The following is a 19,512-nucleotide window of genomic DNA, read 5'->3' on the forward strand; positions in this document are numbered from 1 at the left end:
TCTTTTATATAAAATAATATGAAACATTACATATTAGGTCTTTCAATGACCGCAGCTGCACTCACAATGAGTTTCAGCAGCTGTTCAGACTTCCTGAATGAACCTATCCTCGGTCAACAGGATATGGCAAATTACTTCACCACTGAGGACGAATGTGCAAAGCAGGTAATTGGTTGTTACCAAGGTCTCGCCTGTGATGACTGGTGGCAGATTTACAAGATGTATGATGCTGCAGACATGTGTACTGATGACATGTGGATGGGTAACACCACACAGGATCCAGGTGATTACTATCACCTAGCCCACTATTCAGGCAACACGGTTCAGGCAGGTAATGCTTGCCAGAACTTCTGGCAGTACAGATATAAGGGAATTCTACAGTGCAACATCGCAATACAGAAGATTCCTAACGTAAAATTCAACGACGAAGCTCTTGGAAAGCGTTACATTGCAGAGGCTAAGTTCCTACGTGCTTTCCAATACTTTGATTTGGTTAAAAACTTCGGAGGCGTGCCTTTGGTCGAAGGTCTTATGATGCCTGATGAAGTTAAGGGTATTCAGCGCGCTAGCACTGCTGATACTTATGCTTTCATCGAAAAAGATTTGCTAGAGGCTATTCCTGATCTTCCTCTTCGCAGCCAGTACAGCTCTGCTGATCTTGGTCGCGTTACAAAGGGTGCCGCACAGGGTATTCTAGCAAAGGTATATCTGTATCAGCAGAAATATAAGGAAGCAGAAGCCCAACTTCAAGCTGTTATCGGCAGCAAAGAGTACAAACTTCTTGACAACTTTGGTGATGTATGGAGCATGGACCACAATAACAGTGAGGAGTCTTTGTTTGAAATTCAGACAAATGGTACTATGTCTTACAATCTTGGCGAGCGTCTTTCAGTAGTAGTTGGCTCACGTGACGACGCAGGTTGGTCATGGGGACTTCCTACAAGCAACCTTGACAAGGCTTTCAAGGATGAGGGTGACTCTATCCGCGAGATATGGACAATCCTGCACCACAACCAGACATACGTGCCTAATGACAACACTTGGAATGCGGGTAATCCTTATATCATTACTCCTAGCAAGCACAAAAGTGCACGCGCTAACATGAAATTGTTTATTCCTATAGCTAAGCGTCCTTCACCTTACGACGGACCACATATCAACCTGAACTATCGTCTTCTTCGTTATGCCGATGTTTTGTTGATGTATGCAGAGGTTGAGAATGCTCTAGGTCATGACGTAGAAGCTCGTGGAGCACTTAATACAGTGCGCAAACGTGTGAATCTAGCCGATGTTACCTCTAGTGGAACTGCTCTAAGAGATGCTATCCGCAAGGAACGTCGTCTTGAATTAGCATTGGAAGACAATCGTCTATATGACTTAAGACGTTGGAATGACGATAACGGAAAGAAAGCCATTGAGAATCTTATGGGTCCTAACGGTACATTCGTTCACTACAACTTAGTTGAGAGCACCGATCCATACGAAACAACCAATCAAAACGAGAACTCTAACAAGGGTTACAACTTTGTGAATGGTCGTGATGAACTATTCCCAATACCAAACTCTGAGATTATTATGAGCGACGGTTCTATCAAACAGAATCCTGGCTATTAATTAATGATATCATTAGGGACTTGCGGTTTCGCCGCAAGTCCCTATATATATTTTATAAATCGAAAACACAACTGTATGAAGCGATTTTACCTAAGCTTACTATTAGCTGCATCTCTATTCACTGTCAAGGCACAGTCTACATTCACAATTACCTTAGACCCAACTACCACCTATCAGACTATTTCTGATTTCGGTGCTTCTGACTGCTGGACTGCCGACTATGTTGGCAAGTACTTCAGCGCCGCACAGAAATCACAAGCTGCTAAGTGGCTGTTCAGTCAGAACTTCGACTCAAATGGAGCCCCTGAAGGTATAGGATTGTCTGTTTGGCGTGTTAACATTGGTGCAGGTAGTGCAGACCAAGGTAGCGAAAGCAATATCAGTGATGCAACAAGACGCACTGATTGTTTCTTGTCAAAAGACGGAACATACAACTGGGACAAATCTTCAGGACAACAGTATTTTATGCAGCAGGCAAAACAGTATGGAGTAGACAACTTCCTATTGTTCTCTAATTCCGCTCCTGTATATTTCACTGCTAACGGACTTGCCAATAACAAAAACAATGCATCGGGTGCTAACCTGAAGGCAGACAGTTATGATGACTTTGCTGAATTTCTAGCTAATGTGACTGCACATTTCAGCGAGAACGGATACAACATCAAATACATTGACCCAGTAAACGAACCAGCATTTAACTGGACAGATGGTCAGGAAGGTTCTCCTTGGCAGAACAATGAGATTTCAAAGCTCGTACGCGAACTTGACAAATCTCTTACTTCACGTAATTTGTCTACACAGATTATCATGCCTGAGGCTAGTTCACTTGACAGACTTTATCAGCAGTGCAGCAATTACAACGGTCGTGCATCTAATCAGATAGAGGCTTTTTGGAATAAAACAAACACTGATACATATATAGGCGATTTAAGTCATGTGGCAAAAGCTGTTGCTGGACATGACTATTGGACATTCACAACAAACGATGCCCTTACAACAACGAGAGAAAATGTTGCAGCAGCTGCTGCTAAATATGGGTTAAACGTGATGCAGACAGAATGGAGTATGCTTGATGCTGCTCCAAATGCAGAGACTGGCTTCCCTGATTCTTATGAGAATGCGACTGATATGGACATTGCACTATTCATGGGCAAACTGATACATATCGGCATGACACAGGGTAACTTCATCTCATGGTCATACTGGACAGCAATGGCTCAATCTATGTATGCTCAGAAAAACCGCTTTGAACTAATAAGATTAAATGCAACAGATGACAACAATACTTACGAAAGTTATGGTAACTTGAATACAGGTGGTACAGTAACTGCAACACCAAACCTTTGGGTTCTTGGTAACTACAGTCGTTTCATTCGTCCTGGATACAAGCGCATTGCTCTTAGTGGTGACGGTGATATCAACTCTCTCATGGGAAGTGCATACGTATCTCCTGACGGAAAGAAAGTTGTTGCTGTATTCGTAAATATGAACGCTGTAGCTAAGGGAGTTAAACTAGCAGCTGATAACTTTTCTAAGACTATTTCGTCTGTAAAGAAGTATACTACTGATGCGACAAACAACCTTACATGCGACGAGACTATCACTGATCCTACATTACGTATTACGGTCCCTCCAGGTTCTGTTGTCACTTTCACATTTGATTTGGATACAACAGCTGGCATTAATAATGTAAAGATTGATTCAGCTAAGGCTGATAACGGAATATATAACCTCAACGGACAAAAGGTCGCAGACTCTGCAGATAAGTATAACTCTCTAGAGCATGGTGTATATATTATCAATGGTAAGAAACTTATAAAAAAATAATATTGATGAAGAAACTTTCTATTCTCACTGGTATTATAATATCATTCAGTTTAGGCGTTAGCGCACAACATAACACATATAGAATAAATACCGACAAGCCCATGCAAAAGATTATGCACTTTGGTGCATCTGATGCATGGAGCATGCAGTTTACAGGCTTATGGCCCGAAAAACAGCAGAATCAGATTGCTGATTGGCTTTTCAGTACAGACAACGATACCAATGGACAACCTAAAGGTATTGGTCTTTCTGTATGGAGATTTAATCTTGGCGCGGGTAGTTATGAGCAAGGAGACAGTTCACAAATCAACTCAGGCACACGCACAGAGTGTTTCCTTCAGCCTAATGGCAAATATGACTGGAACAAGCAACTGGGACAGCGCAACTTCCTTAAGTTGGCAAAACAACGTGGAGTTAAGCATTTCCTTGCTTTCATGAATTCTTCGCCTGTCTATTTCACAAAGAATGGACTTGCTACGAACACTGGTCGTGGTGGAGATATAAATTTACGTGAAGACTGCTACAATAAAGTGGCAAAGTTTGCGGCAAATGTCATAAAAGGCATTGAAAAGCACGATAGCATACACTTTGATTACCTGTCCCCTGTAAATGAACCTGATGGTCATTGGAACTGGCTAGGTCCAAAACAAGAGGGATCTCCTGCCACTAACAGAGATATTGCCAAATTGACAAGAGCTATTAGCAAAGAGTTTCACAAAGACCATATCTCTACCAATATCATGATTGATGAGAGTAGCGATATAAGATGTCTGCTTGGCACTCACATGACTAGTTGGCAAAGAGCCAATCAAATACGTACTTTCTTCTCTAAGGACAGCACTGCGACATATTTAGGTAATACGTATGGAGTACCTAATGTGATGATGGCACACAGCTATTGGACAAATACTCCAGTAAAGTATATGCGAGAGATACGCGAGAACCTTCGCGATACACTAAAAAAGTATAATTTACGTTATTGGCAAACAGAGTTATGCATCATGAGCAATGATGAAGAGATTGGAGGAGGAGGCTATTTCGACTACTCTATGCGCACAGGATTATATGTTGCTCGCGTAATTCATCACGACCTAGTATATGGCAATGCTGAAAGCTGGTCATGGTGGCGTTCTATGGGAGGCGACTATAAAGACGGACTTATCAGAGTGCTAAGCGCTGACAACTGGAAAACAGGAAAAGCCATTGATTCAAAGCTGATGTGGTCTATAGGCAACTATAGCCGCTTCATACGCCCAGAAGCACAACGCTATGACATTGATGTAACAAATGAAGAAAATGTAAAGGTAAAAGATGGAGAAACAGAACCTTATGGGGTTATGACTTCTGCCTATAGAAATGCAGACGGAAGCTGGGTAGTTGTGTTCATCAACTATTCTGAGAAATCAAGAAGCATCACTCTCCCATTGCCTGATCATAAAGCATCATGGCTGTTATACCGCACATCAGATGTTACTGGCGAAAACCTCAAACCTGTAGGTTCATCTACAGGCGAGTCTGTGTTAGAGCCATGTTCAATAACAACGTTTATAACTAAATAAAAAGATATTATAATGAAACTATCACGCAGCATCAAACTTATTACTGCCTCCCTACTGTTATCTCTCTCTGCAACTACGATTAGTGCAAAGGGTGGTGACTTCACTGTAGGGAAAAACACATTTCTGCTAAACGGAAAACCTTTTGTTGTGAAGGCAGCCGAAATTCACTATCCAAGAATACCACGTGCATATTGGGATAACAGAATAAAAATGTGCAAGTCTCTTGGCATGAACACTGTATGCATATACGTATTCTGGAACATTCACGAACAGCGTGAGGGTCAATTCGACTTCACTGGCAACAATGATATAGCTGCCTTCTGTAAGTTGGCTAAGAAAAACGGTATGTATGTCATCGTACGTCCCGGACCTTACGTATGCGCAGAATGGGAAATGGGAGGACTACCTTGGTGGCTGCTGAAGAAAAAAGATATAAGACTTCGTGAGGATGATCCTTATTTCATCGAACGAGTTAAATTGTTTGAGAAGAAAGTTGGCGAACAGCTTGCTCCATTAACTATTCAGAACGGCGGACCTATTATTATGGTTCAGGTTGAAAATGAATATGGTTCTTATGGTGAAAACAAGCCTTACGTTTCTAAGATACGCGACATCGTTAAAAGTTCAGGATTTGACAAGGTGACTTTGTTCCAGTGTGACTGGTCTAGTAACTTTGAGAAAAACGGACTTGATGACCTTGTATGGACAATGAATTTCGGTTCTGGTGCAAATATTGTCCAACAGTTTAAACGTCTTGGCGAACTACGTCCTGATGCACCAAAGATGTGTTCAGAATTCTGGAGTGGATGGTTTGACAAATGGGGTGCACGCCATGAGACACGTCCTGCAAAGGATATGGTTGATGGTATTGACGAAATGTTGTCTAAAGGTATATCATTCTCACTCTATATGACTCACGGAGGAACAAGTTTCGGACACTGGGCTGGTGCCAATAGTCCTGGATTTGCACCAGACGTAACATCTTATGATTACGATGCACCGATAAGCGAATCAGGATTGACTACACCTAAGTTCTGGGAACTGCGTAACATGATGCAGAAATACAACAATGGAAAGAAGCTTCCTGCTGTTCCTAAACCTATCGCACATGTTTTCTCTATTCCAAAGATAAGACTGAACGAATTTTCACCGCTTATAAACGGCTGCGATTCTTTTGTTAACACTGGCGACGACCTCACGATGGAGGCTGCTGATATGGGATGGGGCTCTATGGTATATACCAATACATTGCCTGCTATTGCAAATCCAAGTACACTTTATATTAATGATTGTCACGACTTTGCACAAGTATTTATTAACAATAAATATATTGGTAGCATTGACCGCGTGAAGAATGAAAAGAGCATCTCTTTACCTGCTGTAAACGAAGGCGACAAACTGACTATCGTTATTGAGGCTATGGGACGTATCAACTTTGGACGCGCCATAAAGGACTATAAGGGTATCACTAAGGATGTAACGATCGACACAAATGAAGGTAATCATCTTCTAACATATACTTTGAAGGGTTGGCAGACTGCTAAGATACCTGACGACTGCAACACAGCAGAAAAAGCACTGAATAAGATTAGTCAGCACGCTACAGACAAAGTTATGGGTAATCGTGGATATTATCGTGGTTATTTCAATCTTAGCAAGACTGGTGACACTTTCATTAACATGGAGACATGGGGTAAAGGTCAGGTATATGTAAACGGACATGCCTTGGGAAGATTCTGGAGTATCGGTCCTCAGCAGACATTATACATGCCAGGATGCTGGTTGAAGAAGGGTAAAAACGAAATCATCGTTCTTGATGTAGTCGGACCTAAGCAACCTGTTGTTTGGGGACAGGAAACACCAGAACTTAACAAGCTCCAAATGGAGAAAACCAACAAGCATAATGCTCCGGGCGATCGTCCAGACCTTAATTCTGCTACTCCTGTTGCCAAAGGCAGCATGAACGCAGGTAATGGTTGGCAGACTGTTAAGTTTGATGCTCCAGCAAAGGGAAGATATATTGCCATACAGTGCAATTCAACACAAACAGGTGATGATGTGTTAGCTATAGCCGAACTCTACGCTCTTGATGCTGACGGCAACCGCATATCACGTGAATCATGGACAACAAAATATGCTGATAGTGAGAATGAAACCGGTAATCATCTTGGTGATAAGGTATTCGACTTACAGGAGTCTACATATTGGCAGACAGTAAAGGGTACTGCTCTCCCCCACCTATTGGTGATTGACTTGGGAAGCAGCCAGACTATCTCTGGTATCCAACAACTTCCACGAGCTGAGAAAGATGCTCCTGGAGCAATGAAAGACTATAAGATATACGTTTATTAAATAAATGTAATCTGATATACAAAATAAAAACAGATACTAAAAGAAAAGAGGATATGCATTTACATATCCTCTTTTTTCATTATATCCCTACATAGAAAGGGATTGCAGCTATATCATTTATTGGATTATTATTCTGGATAATACTTAAAGACATCATCCATCCAGTCAAACATCACTTGATGGAATAATTCGTGATTACCCTCCTGGCAATGCTCTTCTGCTCCATCCTCTCTTGTGAATCTATACACTGTCTTTGGCGATTTAATTGAGTCTGTCAACTGTTGTAATTGGTCTTCAGACACAAAGTGATCAGCCTCGCCTATTGTCAGCAAAACAGGACATTTAATTTTATCTGCGATGCCACGTAGCGTGTAGTTTTTCATTTCCTCAAACACCTCATAGCGATGTTTTAATCCCATCACCCATATTCCATTGTTTATCATCCACCTCAAGCTAGGATTCTTCTCCTCAGCCATAGCCAACAATGCTTCTTTCTTCTCGTTAGGCATAGTTTCAAGCATCTTCAGCTGTGGGTTCTGATTTAGTGTAGACTCGTAAGTGTCATAGAATACGTTGAACGTAACAACAGCTTTTATTCTATCGTCAAAAGCAGCAGCTCTTGGAGCAAAATACCCCCCAAGGCTCATACCAAATAGAGCCACGGCATTCATATCTACATCTATTCGCTTTGAAATAAAGTCTACTGCTGCTCCTACAGGGACTTCTGTGTCATGTCGCATAATCAGATTTTGAGTGCGTAAAGCCTGTCCTTGACCAGGAAGTTCAAATATAAGGCAATTATAACCTCTGTCTATTGCAGGAGCAGCAGCGCAGAAGTAAAGTTCCTGTAATGTAGAGTCATATCCACCTATCGCCATCAATGTAGGTTTTGGTTTCTTCGGATCATAGTCATGCGAACCAAAGAAATATCCTTTAAGATAAGTATCCTGATAAGGTATTTCCACTATTTCATAATGTGTTTTAAATAGCTTCATTGCCTTCTCAAATGTATCTACGCTCTTTGTAAAGTTCTGCATTCTTCGAGGATCTGTTCCGTCAAGAAAGAATTCTGCTGTACGATAGTAATTATGCGCTCTCAGAAAAGCTTCTTTAGCACTAGTTTTATGCTTTCCCTCCAAACATTTCTCTGCTCTTGCAGCAGTCTTCTCTGCGGTTTTAGAGAACTCCTCATACCAACTATTGAAGTCACCTTCCTTTATGCGTGCTGCGGTAGCCAGAGCTTCACCAATACTTGCACCATGATAGCGAGAATAGCTTACGGCTCTCAATAATTCAAAAGAGAAAGCCTGATCATTAAAATATAGTTTCATAGCGTTTCAAATTTTTATAATAATTTTTGATGTTATCTGAATCTGTTTTACACAATCTGTGATTGCAAATTAAGTACATAAATTCCACATTTGCATTTTTCCTTAACATAATTTACGCATGATACTACGTAAAGAACATCGGATAAAACGAAAAGAACATCATCCAAAATATACAAACATACTACAAGCTATAAAAATCCTGATTATCGTCTTAGTTATCATCATAAAAAAAGCCCCGAAAGATTATGTATTTCTTTCGGGGCTTTATCATCTCATTATATCTTTATCACTACCGTGCTCTATTACGTATTCGATCGTAATTGCGTCGCGTCAGCAATTTCTGACTTATAAAAGTAACGATTGTTCCTGTGATGAGTGCTACTATTACGGTGCCCTCTCTCACGCCCTGTATATGTTTAGACATCATAAGAGATGCCAATACAGCCAAAACAACTAAGAATATATCAAACTTTCGTTTAATTTTTCCAAACTCTTTATTATAACGATCAGCAGAGTACTTCACAAATCCCTCAGCACTCATCATCACTACATTTGGTTTTACCTCCAGCACAACAGCTGTTGACTGAACAACACAACCTATAAGCAAAAGTATGATTGAAGCAATGTAGCTATTTGGTGTAATGTTATTGCATAGATACATATTAAAGTCTATGAACGCACCGAAAACAAATGAAAATGGCAACTGCATCAGTATCTCAAATATTTTTTTTCTTGAAGAGTTACCTCGTATAAGCCAAAACTGAGCTACAATAAGAAATAAGTTTTGAATAAAGGTGCATGTACCAAGTGACAATGATGTGTTTATGCTCACTACATAGTTTAAACTTGATATCGGAGTAGTGCCCAGTGCTGAACGAATTATTAAAACTATACCTAAACTTAACAAATACAACCCAACGGTAAATATTAAATACCTTGCTAAAATTTTCTTCATTTATAATATTCCTTTACGGTATGCAAAGGTAACAAAAAACTTCGAAATAACAATCATTCTAATCTTTGCTATTGCCGTTATTTCGTTATATATCAATGTTCTCCCACAGATTACACAGACAAATACAGTTGGGGAAATCTGCGAGAGACTGTACAGTTCACGCAACTGCATTTAATCTGCGCTATCTGCAGGAGAACAGGCGGTTTATATAGCTGTGTTTCTCTACGAGATTAGCGGGAGATTGCTTATTAAAACGATAATCGTAATTGCGCACCAAATACGCTTGGGCTGCCAGCTATGAACGTTGGGAAGCCAATCTGATTACCGCTATTGCCGGCATCAATAAGATATTTTTTGTTTAAAGCATTCTTGCCGTACAAAGAGAAGTCGTACATGATATTCTTTATCTTTCTGCTTATTCCTAAATTCACGTTTACGATGCCGAAACCATCCTGAGTTAACTGTGGATCATTATCATCTTCAAAATATACTTTTGACTTATACACGTAGGATGGACGGAAATAGACGCGCGTGTTTCTGTCAATGTCATACCCAGCATTAACGCCAAATGAATAAGTAACTTTTGGCGTGAGTCGGAAACGATGTCCTGCATATTCCTGAGGATTTCCATTTTCATCGTTATTATTAAACTTACCGTCAATATAGGCATAGTTAGCAAACAATGAAATGTGAGAGTCAAGAGCGTAGTTCAGTCCTACTTCTAAACCTAAGCAATGAGCTTTACCTGCATCATTAGCTGTATATACCTTTGCTATCGAACCCGTTGCATCAGTTAACGTCATGGTCTGGAAATGTGACCAATCATAATAGTATGCACTAAAATCATAGTTTAGCATTTTATGAAGCAAGGCGCCCTTCAATCCTACTTCATAGCTTATAATTATTTCGGGCTTTAGATGACTGATATTATCGGCTGAATTATTAAAGGCGATTACTCCAGGTCGTCTACCTCTGGATACACTGACATAGGCATTGTTTCCTGAAAACAAATAGTTAGCAACAACACGACCTACCCACGAATAATAATCATCACTGGCATATACAGTTTTGTTTGTTGGCTGGTATAGGATGCTACCGAAAAGCGGATCGGGTTGCGTTTTAGATTCATAACCAGTACGCTGATGTTCATAGGTTCCTCTAAGTCCGGCTGTGAACGATAATCCTTTAGCAACATTAAGAGTTCCGTCTGCAAACACTTCGGCAGCCTGATTGATACCATAGTTTGTACCTTCCTCATAATGAGAGGTATTTAAAGGCAGGGCAGACGATGATTTAATGGTAGCCAAGATTGTTTGTCCCTGTGTACCGAGTGAAGCTAACATATCATCAAGAGATATATTATAAGCTGCTAAAGCTGTTTTGACATCACCATAAAAGTCTGGAGTTGAAGTTAACTTACTGGTTGTTGTGAGATCATAAGACGAAGGAAACCATTTCTTTAGTAAGGCAGACATCATTTGAGAGACAGCAGGCTGATAGGCAGCAGGTAGCATGGTTGGCAGCATGTCAGCAAGTTTGGTAATCTGCGGCTGCACCTTAGCAGCAAAAGCCTTATAAGCGTAAGCAGGATATAATGACTGAAGATTACTGCGCACAACAGCCTGTTGATTGGAATTCTCATAAAAGTAACTGGCTCCAACAAAGCCATTGAAGTTACCCTTGTTATAATTCAGTCGCATTTCATGACTGAACTGAATGCCTTTTTCATTCTCTTCGCAATCAAGAAGCGGAAGATATGTTCCGTCAGCATCAAAGTTTTCGTTTGACTTAAAGGCTCTGAAGCCTGTTGTAGTGGAAAGATGCAGATTGCTATTGTAGTCATGATTAGACAGAAGTGTGGCTCCACCAACATGTCGTTTAATACCCAGACGTTTACCTTCTTCGAGACTTGCAGCAGTAAACGGACTTACATCACCGCCGACTGGAGCAAGACTGTTACTTTTAAATGATGTGCCAGGATAATCATCATATTGATAATTCAATATCAAATCGAAATAGGTGTTATCATCCGTAAACAGGCGTGTGGAATTTCGTAATGCTAAAGCACTCTTTCCATTCAAGCTACCTCCTGATAAATTCTTAATAAAACCATCGTGAGCATCGTAGGAAAATGAAAAGCGATTAGATAATTTATCTTTAATTAAAGGAGTATTGATGAAGCCGGAAGCACCACGTTGATTATGAGTACCATAATTAAGAGATAACTCACCCGTGAGATAGTTGACTGGTTTATGAGTGATGAAATGCATTGCGCCGATTTCTGCTCCACGACCAAAGAGAGTTCCCTGCGGTCCCTTAACAACTTCGACACGTTCCATATCGAAAAGTTCTACGACAGAGGCTCTTGAACGTGACATTGGCACACCATCCTGAAAGACAGAGATTCGTGGCTGTGAATAAGATGCACCATCATCTGAGGTTACACCACGGATAACATAGCCTGGATTATTAGGACTTTGAAGCTGTACTTGCAATCCTGGAATATACTGAGCCATTTCGTCCATCTGCTTCACGTTCAACATCTGCAAACTTTGACCCGACAATGCACTCACTGCAACAGGAACATCAACTGCTGACTGATTCCTTTTCTGAGTGGTAACCAGAACTTCGTCAAGGAGTTTATGGTCTTGGCTCATCACAACTTTCATATTATCCGCGATATTTAATCGCTGGCGCTTATAGCCGATATAAGAAAACTGCAGTTCTCCCCTATTGATAGATGAGGGTAAAGAAAAGACTCCTGAAGCATTTGTAACAACAGAGAAATTTGAACCCATCAGAGAGATCACAACACCAGGCAAAGGCTGTCCGTTATCATCAACAACAACTCCTTTGTTCACGTTATCAACCGCACCGAAAGAAAGGGTGGAAAAGGCGATAAGTGACAAACTGAAAAACAATCTTTTAAACATTTTCATTTCATTCTATTTTATATCTATACTGAAATCATTATCAGCTGGCGCAGTGTCGTTGCCAATAGCCTTGGATACTCGTCTAAAGATGATGCTCCATTTAAACGAGTAAGACTTTCTGATCATATTTGCAATCTGAATTCGCTGTGCTTCTTCAGCATCGGTTATCTTCTCGTCACCAGCATAATTCTTAATCATCATATCAGAAAGGAAGTCGATAGCTTTGGTTCTTACGCTATCGGGCATCTGAGTAGGAATAACTTTCTGCAAGAATGTGTTGAAACCTCTTGTTTCATAACTCTTAGAATAATCCTTAAAACTGATGTTGCCTGAATAACCTTTGATAGTATTGATATGATGTGTCGTGATTTTCATTTTATCGCCTTGTAACGTGATTAATCTATAAGGAGATGGATAACTGACCAACGAACCTGTTTCAACATCATAGATGCCCTTATATTGGGTAATATCTTGTGCATGCGAATGTCCGGTAAGCATGACGCGCAAGCCAGCTTTATACATCATTGAAGCTATGGACAGATTATTATCTATTACATAGCCGGGTATCATCTTATTCTGGTATTTCCAATGTTGGAGTAAGCCATGATGCATCATTCCGATAACAGTGATGCCTTGCTTCTTAGCATTAGCTAACTGCTCTTTAATAAATAACAAGGTGGCAGGTCTTAGTCTTCCTGGAGTGACACAGATATCTTTACTAAAATCATTCTGATCTGATTCGGTGGCATCTAAAGCAAGAACACGCAGCGTTGGAGTAAGTTGATACACATAAGAAAGAGAAGCCGTGTCACGAGCGATAGCGTTACCGTAACCATAATCTTTATACATCTGTGCGAATTCAGAACGCGAAACGGTAGCTACTCTTGTTTTACGAGCACCGTCATAGGCAACAGCGTGAGGATTGTTTACATCGTGATTACCAGGAATAACAAGTACTGTGATACCGGCATTTCTTAGTCGGCTCAAACAATTATCAATTAAATAACGATGAGATACCAACTCACCATCCTTAGTTAAATCACCTGGTATGAGCAGATACTTAACAGATGAATTAAGTATGCTATCAGTAAATGCACTTAATAAAGATGTAGACTCACGAAGCATCTTCCTATCTTGGCTTATATATTCAGTAAAAGCCTTTCCGTCTTCCTTTAAAAGAGAGGGGTCCATTACGTGTACGTCTGAAACGACAGCAATCTGCACTTGAGCCATTGATGATGGCGCTACTAACAATAAAGACATAATACATGTCCAAATCTTTTTGATTATTTCCATTTTTCATATTTTAGTACAATGCAAAAATAAATACATAGAATTACAAAGAGATTTAAAACACATTTAGATTATATTAAAGTTTCAGAGGGAAGCTGAGTTACCAGAGTAAAAATAAAACACTAGTGTCCACTTAAAATGATTAACATTTAATGTAACACATTATAAATTAAATATTTAGAGTCTATATTTCTCGGTGACGATTTGAATTTTATATATTTAAGCTGTCTCCCCCCCTGCGTTTCTTCATATTTTTAGCTACGTAGCTACGGTATCTCTGGGAAAGCCTATAAACAGAGGGACTGACGATACGTAGCTCACAGGATTTAGCTTCGTGAGCTACGTTTTAGCTACGTTACTAGTTCTATGCATATATAATGTACACATGTACACGCGCACACTAGGAGTTTTTAAAATACAAGTGGCGAAGTGTCAACATGATGAATATCAATATGTTATCTACCATTTTTACTAACACAAGGTGACGGTCGAATCTCAAATTTTGCATGCGTTTCTATATAGAAACGCATTGCGTTTTACGTTGTTTTACCTTCCAATACTTCGTAAAACGCAATGCAATATAACGTAAAACACATTGCAAAACATCGTAGAACGCAATACAATATGATGAAAATCTTTCTCTAGATTTTACCGACACATAACCGTCACTTAATTATACTCGAAAATAGAACTAACTAGTTGATGTTCAGATGATAGACACTTCGACACTTGTTTTTACGAAAAACACAGAGTGCGTACGCATGCATGCGCACGTGATTACGATGTGTAGCACGCAATAATTAAAACTTTGGCTAACAGTCTAACCTAAATCCCATTGCATGGACAATTTTTTTGCAGTATCTTTGCCGAGAATTCAGCGGAATTCGGCAGAACATTAAAACAAGCTTGAAAATTCTGCTTTCGTTTGCAGAATCTATTTACACTTCCTCAGTTCATCAGATGCAGCTAACGGTTCTTTGACAAATTTACTCATAGAAATTATGTTCCATTCTAAAACGACACATATTGACGTAGCTAGAACGTAGCTCACGAAGCTAAATCCAGCAAGCTACGTATCGCCAGTCCCGCTGTTTATAGGCTTTCCCTGAGATACCGTAGCTTCGTAGCTAAAAACATGAAGAAACGCAGGTAATACACCCTAACTGTACAAAATTCAAATCGTCATCAAGAAATCTAAGCTCAAACAGTTAATTTATAAGACGCGACACTAAAGATTAATCATTTTAAGTGGACACTATTGAAATAATTATAATGAAAAACACACTCGTTTGATGAAAAGTAAATTAAAAACAAGCACTTAAAAGTTTACTTTTTAATATTTAAAAAAAATGATAACGCACTGATTAACAATTATTTATATATTATACAATATTACTTTCACATGTTACTACTGTATATATAGAGAAGAAAAGAATTGTAACTTTGCTGACACAATTAAATAATACCGTAAACAATAATAAGATATAATAACTAAAAATGGAAAATTCTAAATTAGCAATTTTATCAACTCTTGCTTTTTCTTGTGTTGCAGTTAAAGCTATGGGCCAAGTTCAACAAATCCATCAACGCCCTAACATTCTTTACATAATGTGTGATGACCATGCAATGCAAGCTATCAGTGCTTATGGGAGTCCTATTTCAAAGTTGGCACCTACACCAAACATTGACCGTTTGGCTCGCCGTGGGATGCTTTTTAATTCTGCATTTGTAGAGAACTCTCTTTCGTCACCAAGTCGTGCTTGCCTAATTACGGGTCTTTACTCTAATCAGAACGGTCAACGACAACTGTTGGAGGGTATTGATTCTACTAAAACATTTTTCTCAGAATTGCTTCAACAGGCTGGTTATGAAACTGGTATTGTAGGTAAATGGCACCTTATGTGCGAACCAAAGGGATTTGACTGGTATCACATCCTTGACGATCAGGGAACTTATTATAATCCAACTTTTTGCTCAACACACCACTATAAACAATATAGAAAAGAGGAAGGCTATGCTACTGACCTTATAACAGAACATGCCATAAATTTCCTTGATCATCGTGACAAAAATAAACCTTTCTGCTTATTGGTTCACCATAAAGCGCCTCACCGTAACTGGATGCCTGCTCCAAAAAATATTGGCAAATATGATGGCGTAGTCTTCCCTTTACCAAAAACTTTCTGGGATGATTATTCAACACGCGGCTCGGCTGCCCACACACAGAATATGAACATCACTCATGCCATGGAACTTATTCAAGACTTAAAGGTGCCAGAAATGATGGATACAACCAAAGCTCAAGATCGTTTTTCCTACATGTGCCTGATGGGTGAACTGGGACGACTAAATTCAGAACAACGCATAGCTTGGGATAAATACTACATGCCACGTAACCGCAAGTTTATTGAGGCTCATCTCACAGGAAAGGAACTCACGAAATGGAAATACGAAAATTATATACGTGACTACATGGCAGTAATAGCCTCTGTTGACGAGAGTGTAGGCAAGTTGCTGGATTATTTAGAGAAGAATGGTCTTGATAAGAATACTATTATTGTATATACTTCTGACCAAGGTTTTTACTTGGGTGAACACGGATGGTTTGATAAGCGTTTTATGTATGAAGAATCAATGCACACACCACTAATAATAAGCTATCCAGGACATATTAAGGAAGGAAGTGTTTGCAACTCATTAGTTCAGAATATAGATTTTGCACCTACTTTTCTATCATTGGCAGGTATAAAGCAGCCAAAAGAAATGACAGGACGATCTCTAGAGTCTTTATTTTCAGGCACAGCTCCTAAGAACTGGAGAAAAAGCTTATATTATCATTATTATGACTATCCTACATTCCACTTGGTGCGCAAACACGACGGAGTACGTACAGAACGATATAAGTTGATACACTTTTATGGAAAAGGTGGAATACGTGCCGTAAGCGAAAACAAGTATCAGAATACTCCAGGAACACGTGAGAATAACCTGTTTAAAAAACTTTCAGCAGCCAAATATTTCCATAATGATCCCGACATCAACTATTATGAACTTTATGATTTGAAGAATGATCCTAACGAATTAAATAATATTTATGGAAAGAAAGGTACTGACAACATATTTAATAAACTGAAAAAGAAACTGAACTGTTATCGCAAAAATCTGAAAATTGACGAATATTAATCGTTTTCCAAATGAAAAAGATTCTAAAAATAATGATAGGTGTTGCTCCGTTGCTTATTTCGTGCGGAAACAATGTTAAGCAACTAGGCAACACTGATATCAACAAGATTGTTGATGCCATGACAATGGAAGAAAAACTACATATTGTCATCGGTGACCAGTTGGAGGTAAATACGGATGGAAGTGCTGTTATCGGAACTTCAGAGAAGATTGTTCCTGGTGCAGCTGGCAATACTTATGACATCAAGCGACTGGGTATCACATCAGCAGTGTTGGCTGACGGACCAGCAGGGTTACGTATAGATTCTACCAGAAAAAACGATATTCGCACTTATTATTGTACACACTTCCCGATAGGTACATTGCTAGCTTCAACTTGGAATGTTCCTTTGGTAGAAGAAGTTGGTCGCTGTATAGGTGATGAAGCGAAGGAATATGGAGTAGATGTGCTGCTGGCACCAGCAATTAATATTCAGCGTAATCCCCTTTGTGGTAGAAATTTTGAATATTACAGTGAAGATCCTATCTTGGCCGGAAAAATTGGTGCCGCATATATACGTGGCGTCCAAAGTAACGGCATAGGAACATCATTGAAACACTTTGCCGTAAACAACCAAGAAACTAATCGCCAGAATGTAGATGTACGCATTTCACAACGCGCCCTTCGGGAAATATATCTCAAAGGTTTTGAAATTGCGGTTAAAGAGGCTCATCCATGGACAATAATGTCGTCTTATAACTATATTAATGGCATTTATGCATCGCAAAACTATGGCTTGTTAACAACCCTACTCAGAAAAGAATGGGGATTTAAAGGAATGGTCATGACAGATTGGTATGGTGGTAAAGACGCTGTGGAACAAATGAATGCTGGTAATGATCTGCTCATGCCGGGACGTAAAGAACAATATAATCAGTTGAAGAATGCACTCGCTAACGGGACTCTGAAAAAAAACGGATTAGATAAAAACGTAAAACGTATTCTTCAAGTGGTAGAGAAAACGCCACGATTTAAAAATTACCATTACAGTAATAATCCTGATTTGAGAGCTCATGCTGCTGTAACTCGTCAAAGTGCAACAGAAGGAATGATTCTGTTTAAAAATAACGGTGCATTACCTTTTGCTAATAACATAAGAAATGTAGCATTGCTGGGTTGCACATCTTATAAGTTTATTCCAGGTGGAACTGGCTCAGGAAATGTAAACAGAGCCTACACAGTATCACTGTTAGATGGATTAAGAAATGCAGGAATGAACACTGATGCGACATTGCAACATGCCTATGAAAATTATATTACAGATGCTAATTTGCATGCCAAAAAGCCGACTGGTCCTTTTTCCCGTTTTTTATCGAAACCACTTCCTAAAGAAATGATTATCAGTGATTCAGAAATGGATTATTTAGCTAAGACACAAGATGTAGCTATTATAACTTTAGGCAGGATTTCGGGAGAATTTGTAGACCGAAAAGAAAGTGACTTTCTACTTAGCAAGGAAGAGAAAGAGCTTATAACAAAAACAAGTGAAGCCTTTCATAAACTAGGTAAAAAAGTAATAGTATTGCTAAACATCGGAGGAGTGATAGAAACTTCATCATGGAAAGCTATACCTGATGCTATACTCTGCGCATGGCAAGGAGGACAGGAAGGAGGCAACAGCGTGGCAGATATCATAACAGGTAAAGTGTGTCCTTCTGGTAAACTTACGATGACATTCCCTATCAATTATGAAGATGATGCCTCATCAGCAAACTTTCCGAAGGATGCTTCGATGATTGACTTCAATATAAACGGAAAGAATGACAGGAATACAACGATAAAGAATATCGACTATACTAACTATGATGAAGATATTTATGTTGGCTATCGCTATTTTGACAGTTTCAATAAACATGTTTCCTATCCATTCGGTTATGGGCTCTCATATACTAAATTTGATTATAGCAATGCACACGTGATACTGAAAGGAAGTTTGATTACTGTTGCTGTTGACATAAAGAACACAGGCAAAACTTCGGGCAAAGAGGTTATTGAATTATATGCAGTGGCTCCAAACCAGGTGAAATTAAATAAGCCGGCTAAAGAATTGAAGACTTTTATTAAGACAAAAGAATTAAAACCAAATGAGACTGTCACTGTAAAATTAACATTCAATAAAAAAGAGTTAGCCTCATACGATGATGTTGCTTCAAGTTGGCGTGTTGACGCAGGAAACTACAAGTTACTCATTGGAAGTTCAAGCCAAGACATTCGTCAGATAGTAAATATAGATGTAAAGAAATCATTTGTTAAATGTAGTGATGTTCTTAAGACTCAATTCATCTTAAATAAGTTGAAGAGACATTCATAACCAAGATTAAATAGGTTACTTTTATATAATATTAAACATGCATAACTATCTGATTATCTTACACTTAAATGTTTTATAAGTTTACTTTGTAACATTACTCTAAGAATATGTTAA

Annotated in this window: 10 protein-coding genes; 6 read left to right on the top strand and 4 right to left on the bottom strand. The window is 39.2% G+C overall.

What is annotated here, in order from left to right:
* The first annotated feature begins 18 nt into the window (after positions 1 to 18).
* From prwr041_RS02215 to prwr041_RS02230, 4 genes are all read left to right on the top strand, one after another.
* Positions 19 to 1,614, top strand: coding sequence for a RagB/SusD family nutrient uptake outer membrane protein (locus tag prwr041_RS02215; protein ID WP_207154700.1), 1,596 nt, complete (start codon positions 19 to 21; stop codon positions 1,612 to 1,614).
* 75 nt (positions 1,615 to 1,689) lie between these two features.
* A complete protein-coding gene (locus prwr041_RS02220) occupies positions 1,690 to 3,441 on the top strand; it encodes a glycoside hydrolase (protein ID WP_207154701.1) in 1,752 nt (583 codons plus the stop codon).
* A 5-nt stretch (positions 3,442 to 3,446) separates the two neighbouring features.
* Positions 3,447 to 5,000, top strand: coding sequence for a glycoside hydrolase (locus tag prwr041_RS02225; protein ID WP_207154702.1), 1,554 nt, complete (start codon positions 3,447 to 3,449; stop codon positions 4,998 to 5,000).
* Positions 5,001 to 5,012: 12 nt separating this feature from the next.
* Positions 5,013 to 7,352, top strand: coding sequence for a beta-galactosidase (locus prwr041_RS02230; RefSeq protein ID WP_207154703.1), 2,340 nt, complete (start codon positions 5,013 to 5,015; stop codon positions 7,350 to 7,352).
* A gap of 128 nt (positions 7,353 to 7,480) precedes the next feature.
* On the opposite strand, the gene prwr041_RS02235 is transcribed toward prwr041_RS02230, so the two are convergent.
* From prwr041_RS02235 to prwr041_RS02250, 4 genes are all read right to left on the bottom strand, one after another.
* On the bottom strand, positions 7,481 to 8,683 hold the full coding sequence (locus prwr041_RS02235; protein ID WP_207154704.1) for an alpha/beta hydrolase family protein: 1,203 nt from the start codon (positions 8,681 to 8,683) through the stop codon (positions 7,481 to 7,483).
* A gap of 289 nt (positions 8,684 to 8,972) precedes the next feature.
* Positions 8,973 to 9,638 (bottom strand): YczE/YyaS/YitT family protein, encoded by a 666-nt coding sequence (locus prwr041_RS02240; protein WP_207154705.1) that lies wholly within the window; start codon positions 9,636 to 9,638, stop codon positions 8,973 to 8,975.
* Between the two features lie 248 nt (positions 9,639 to 9,886).
* Positions 9,887 to 12,571 carry a TonB-dependent receptor gene (locus tag prwr041_RS02245; RefSeq protein WP_207154706.1) on the bottom strand — a complete coding sequence of 895 codons (2,685 nt, stop codon included), beginning with the start codon at positions 12,569 to 12,571 and terminating at the stop codon, positions 9,887 to 9,889.
* Between the two features lie 12 nt (positions 12,572 to 12,583).
* The gene (locus prwr041_RS02250) at positions 12,584 to 13,867 is read right to left on the bottom strand and encodes a metallophosphoesterase family protein (protein WP_207154707.1); all 1,284 of its coding nucleotides are present in this window, start codon (positions 13,865 to 13,867) and stop codon (positions 12,584 to 12,586) included.
* A gap of 1,494 nt (positions 13,868 to 15,361) precedes the next feature.
* Between prwr041_RS02250 and prwr041_RS02255 the strand changes: the two genes are divergently transcribed.
* Positions 15,362 to 17,047 (top strand): sulfatase family protein, encoded by a 1,686-nt coding sequence (locus prwr041_RS02255; RefSeq protein ID WP_207154708.1) that lies wholly within the window; start codon positions 15,362 to 15,364, stop codon positions 17,045 to 17,047.
* A gap of 11 nt (positions 17,048 to 17,058) precedes the next feature.
* Positions 17,059 to 19,398 carry a beta-glucosidase gene (locus prwr041_RS02260; protein WP_207154709.1) on the top strand — a complete coding sequence of 780 codons (2,340 nt, stop codon included), beginning with the start codon at positions 17,059 to 17,061 and terminating at the stop codon, positions 19,396 to 19,398.
* Positions 19,399 to 19,512: the final 114 nt, after the last annotated feature.

The sequence above is a fragment of the Prevotella herbatica genome (assembly GCF_017347605.1).
GTDB lineage: Bacteria > Bacteroidota > Bacteroidia > Bacteroidales > Bacteroidaceae > Prevotella > Prevotella herbatica.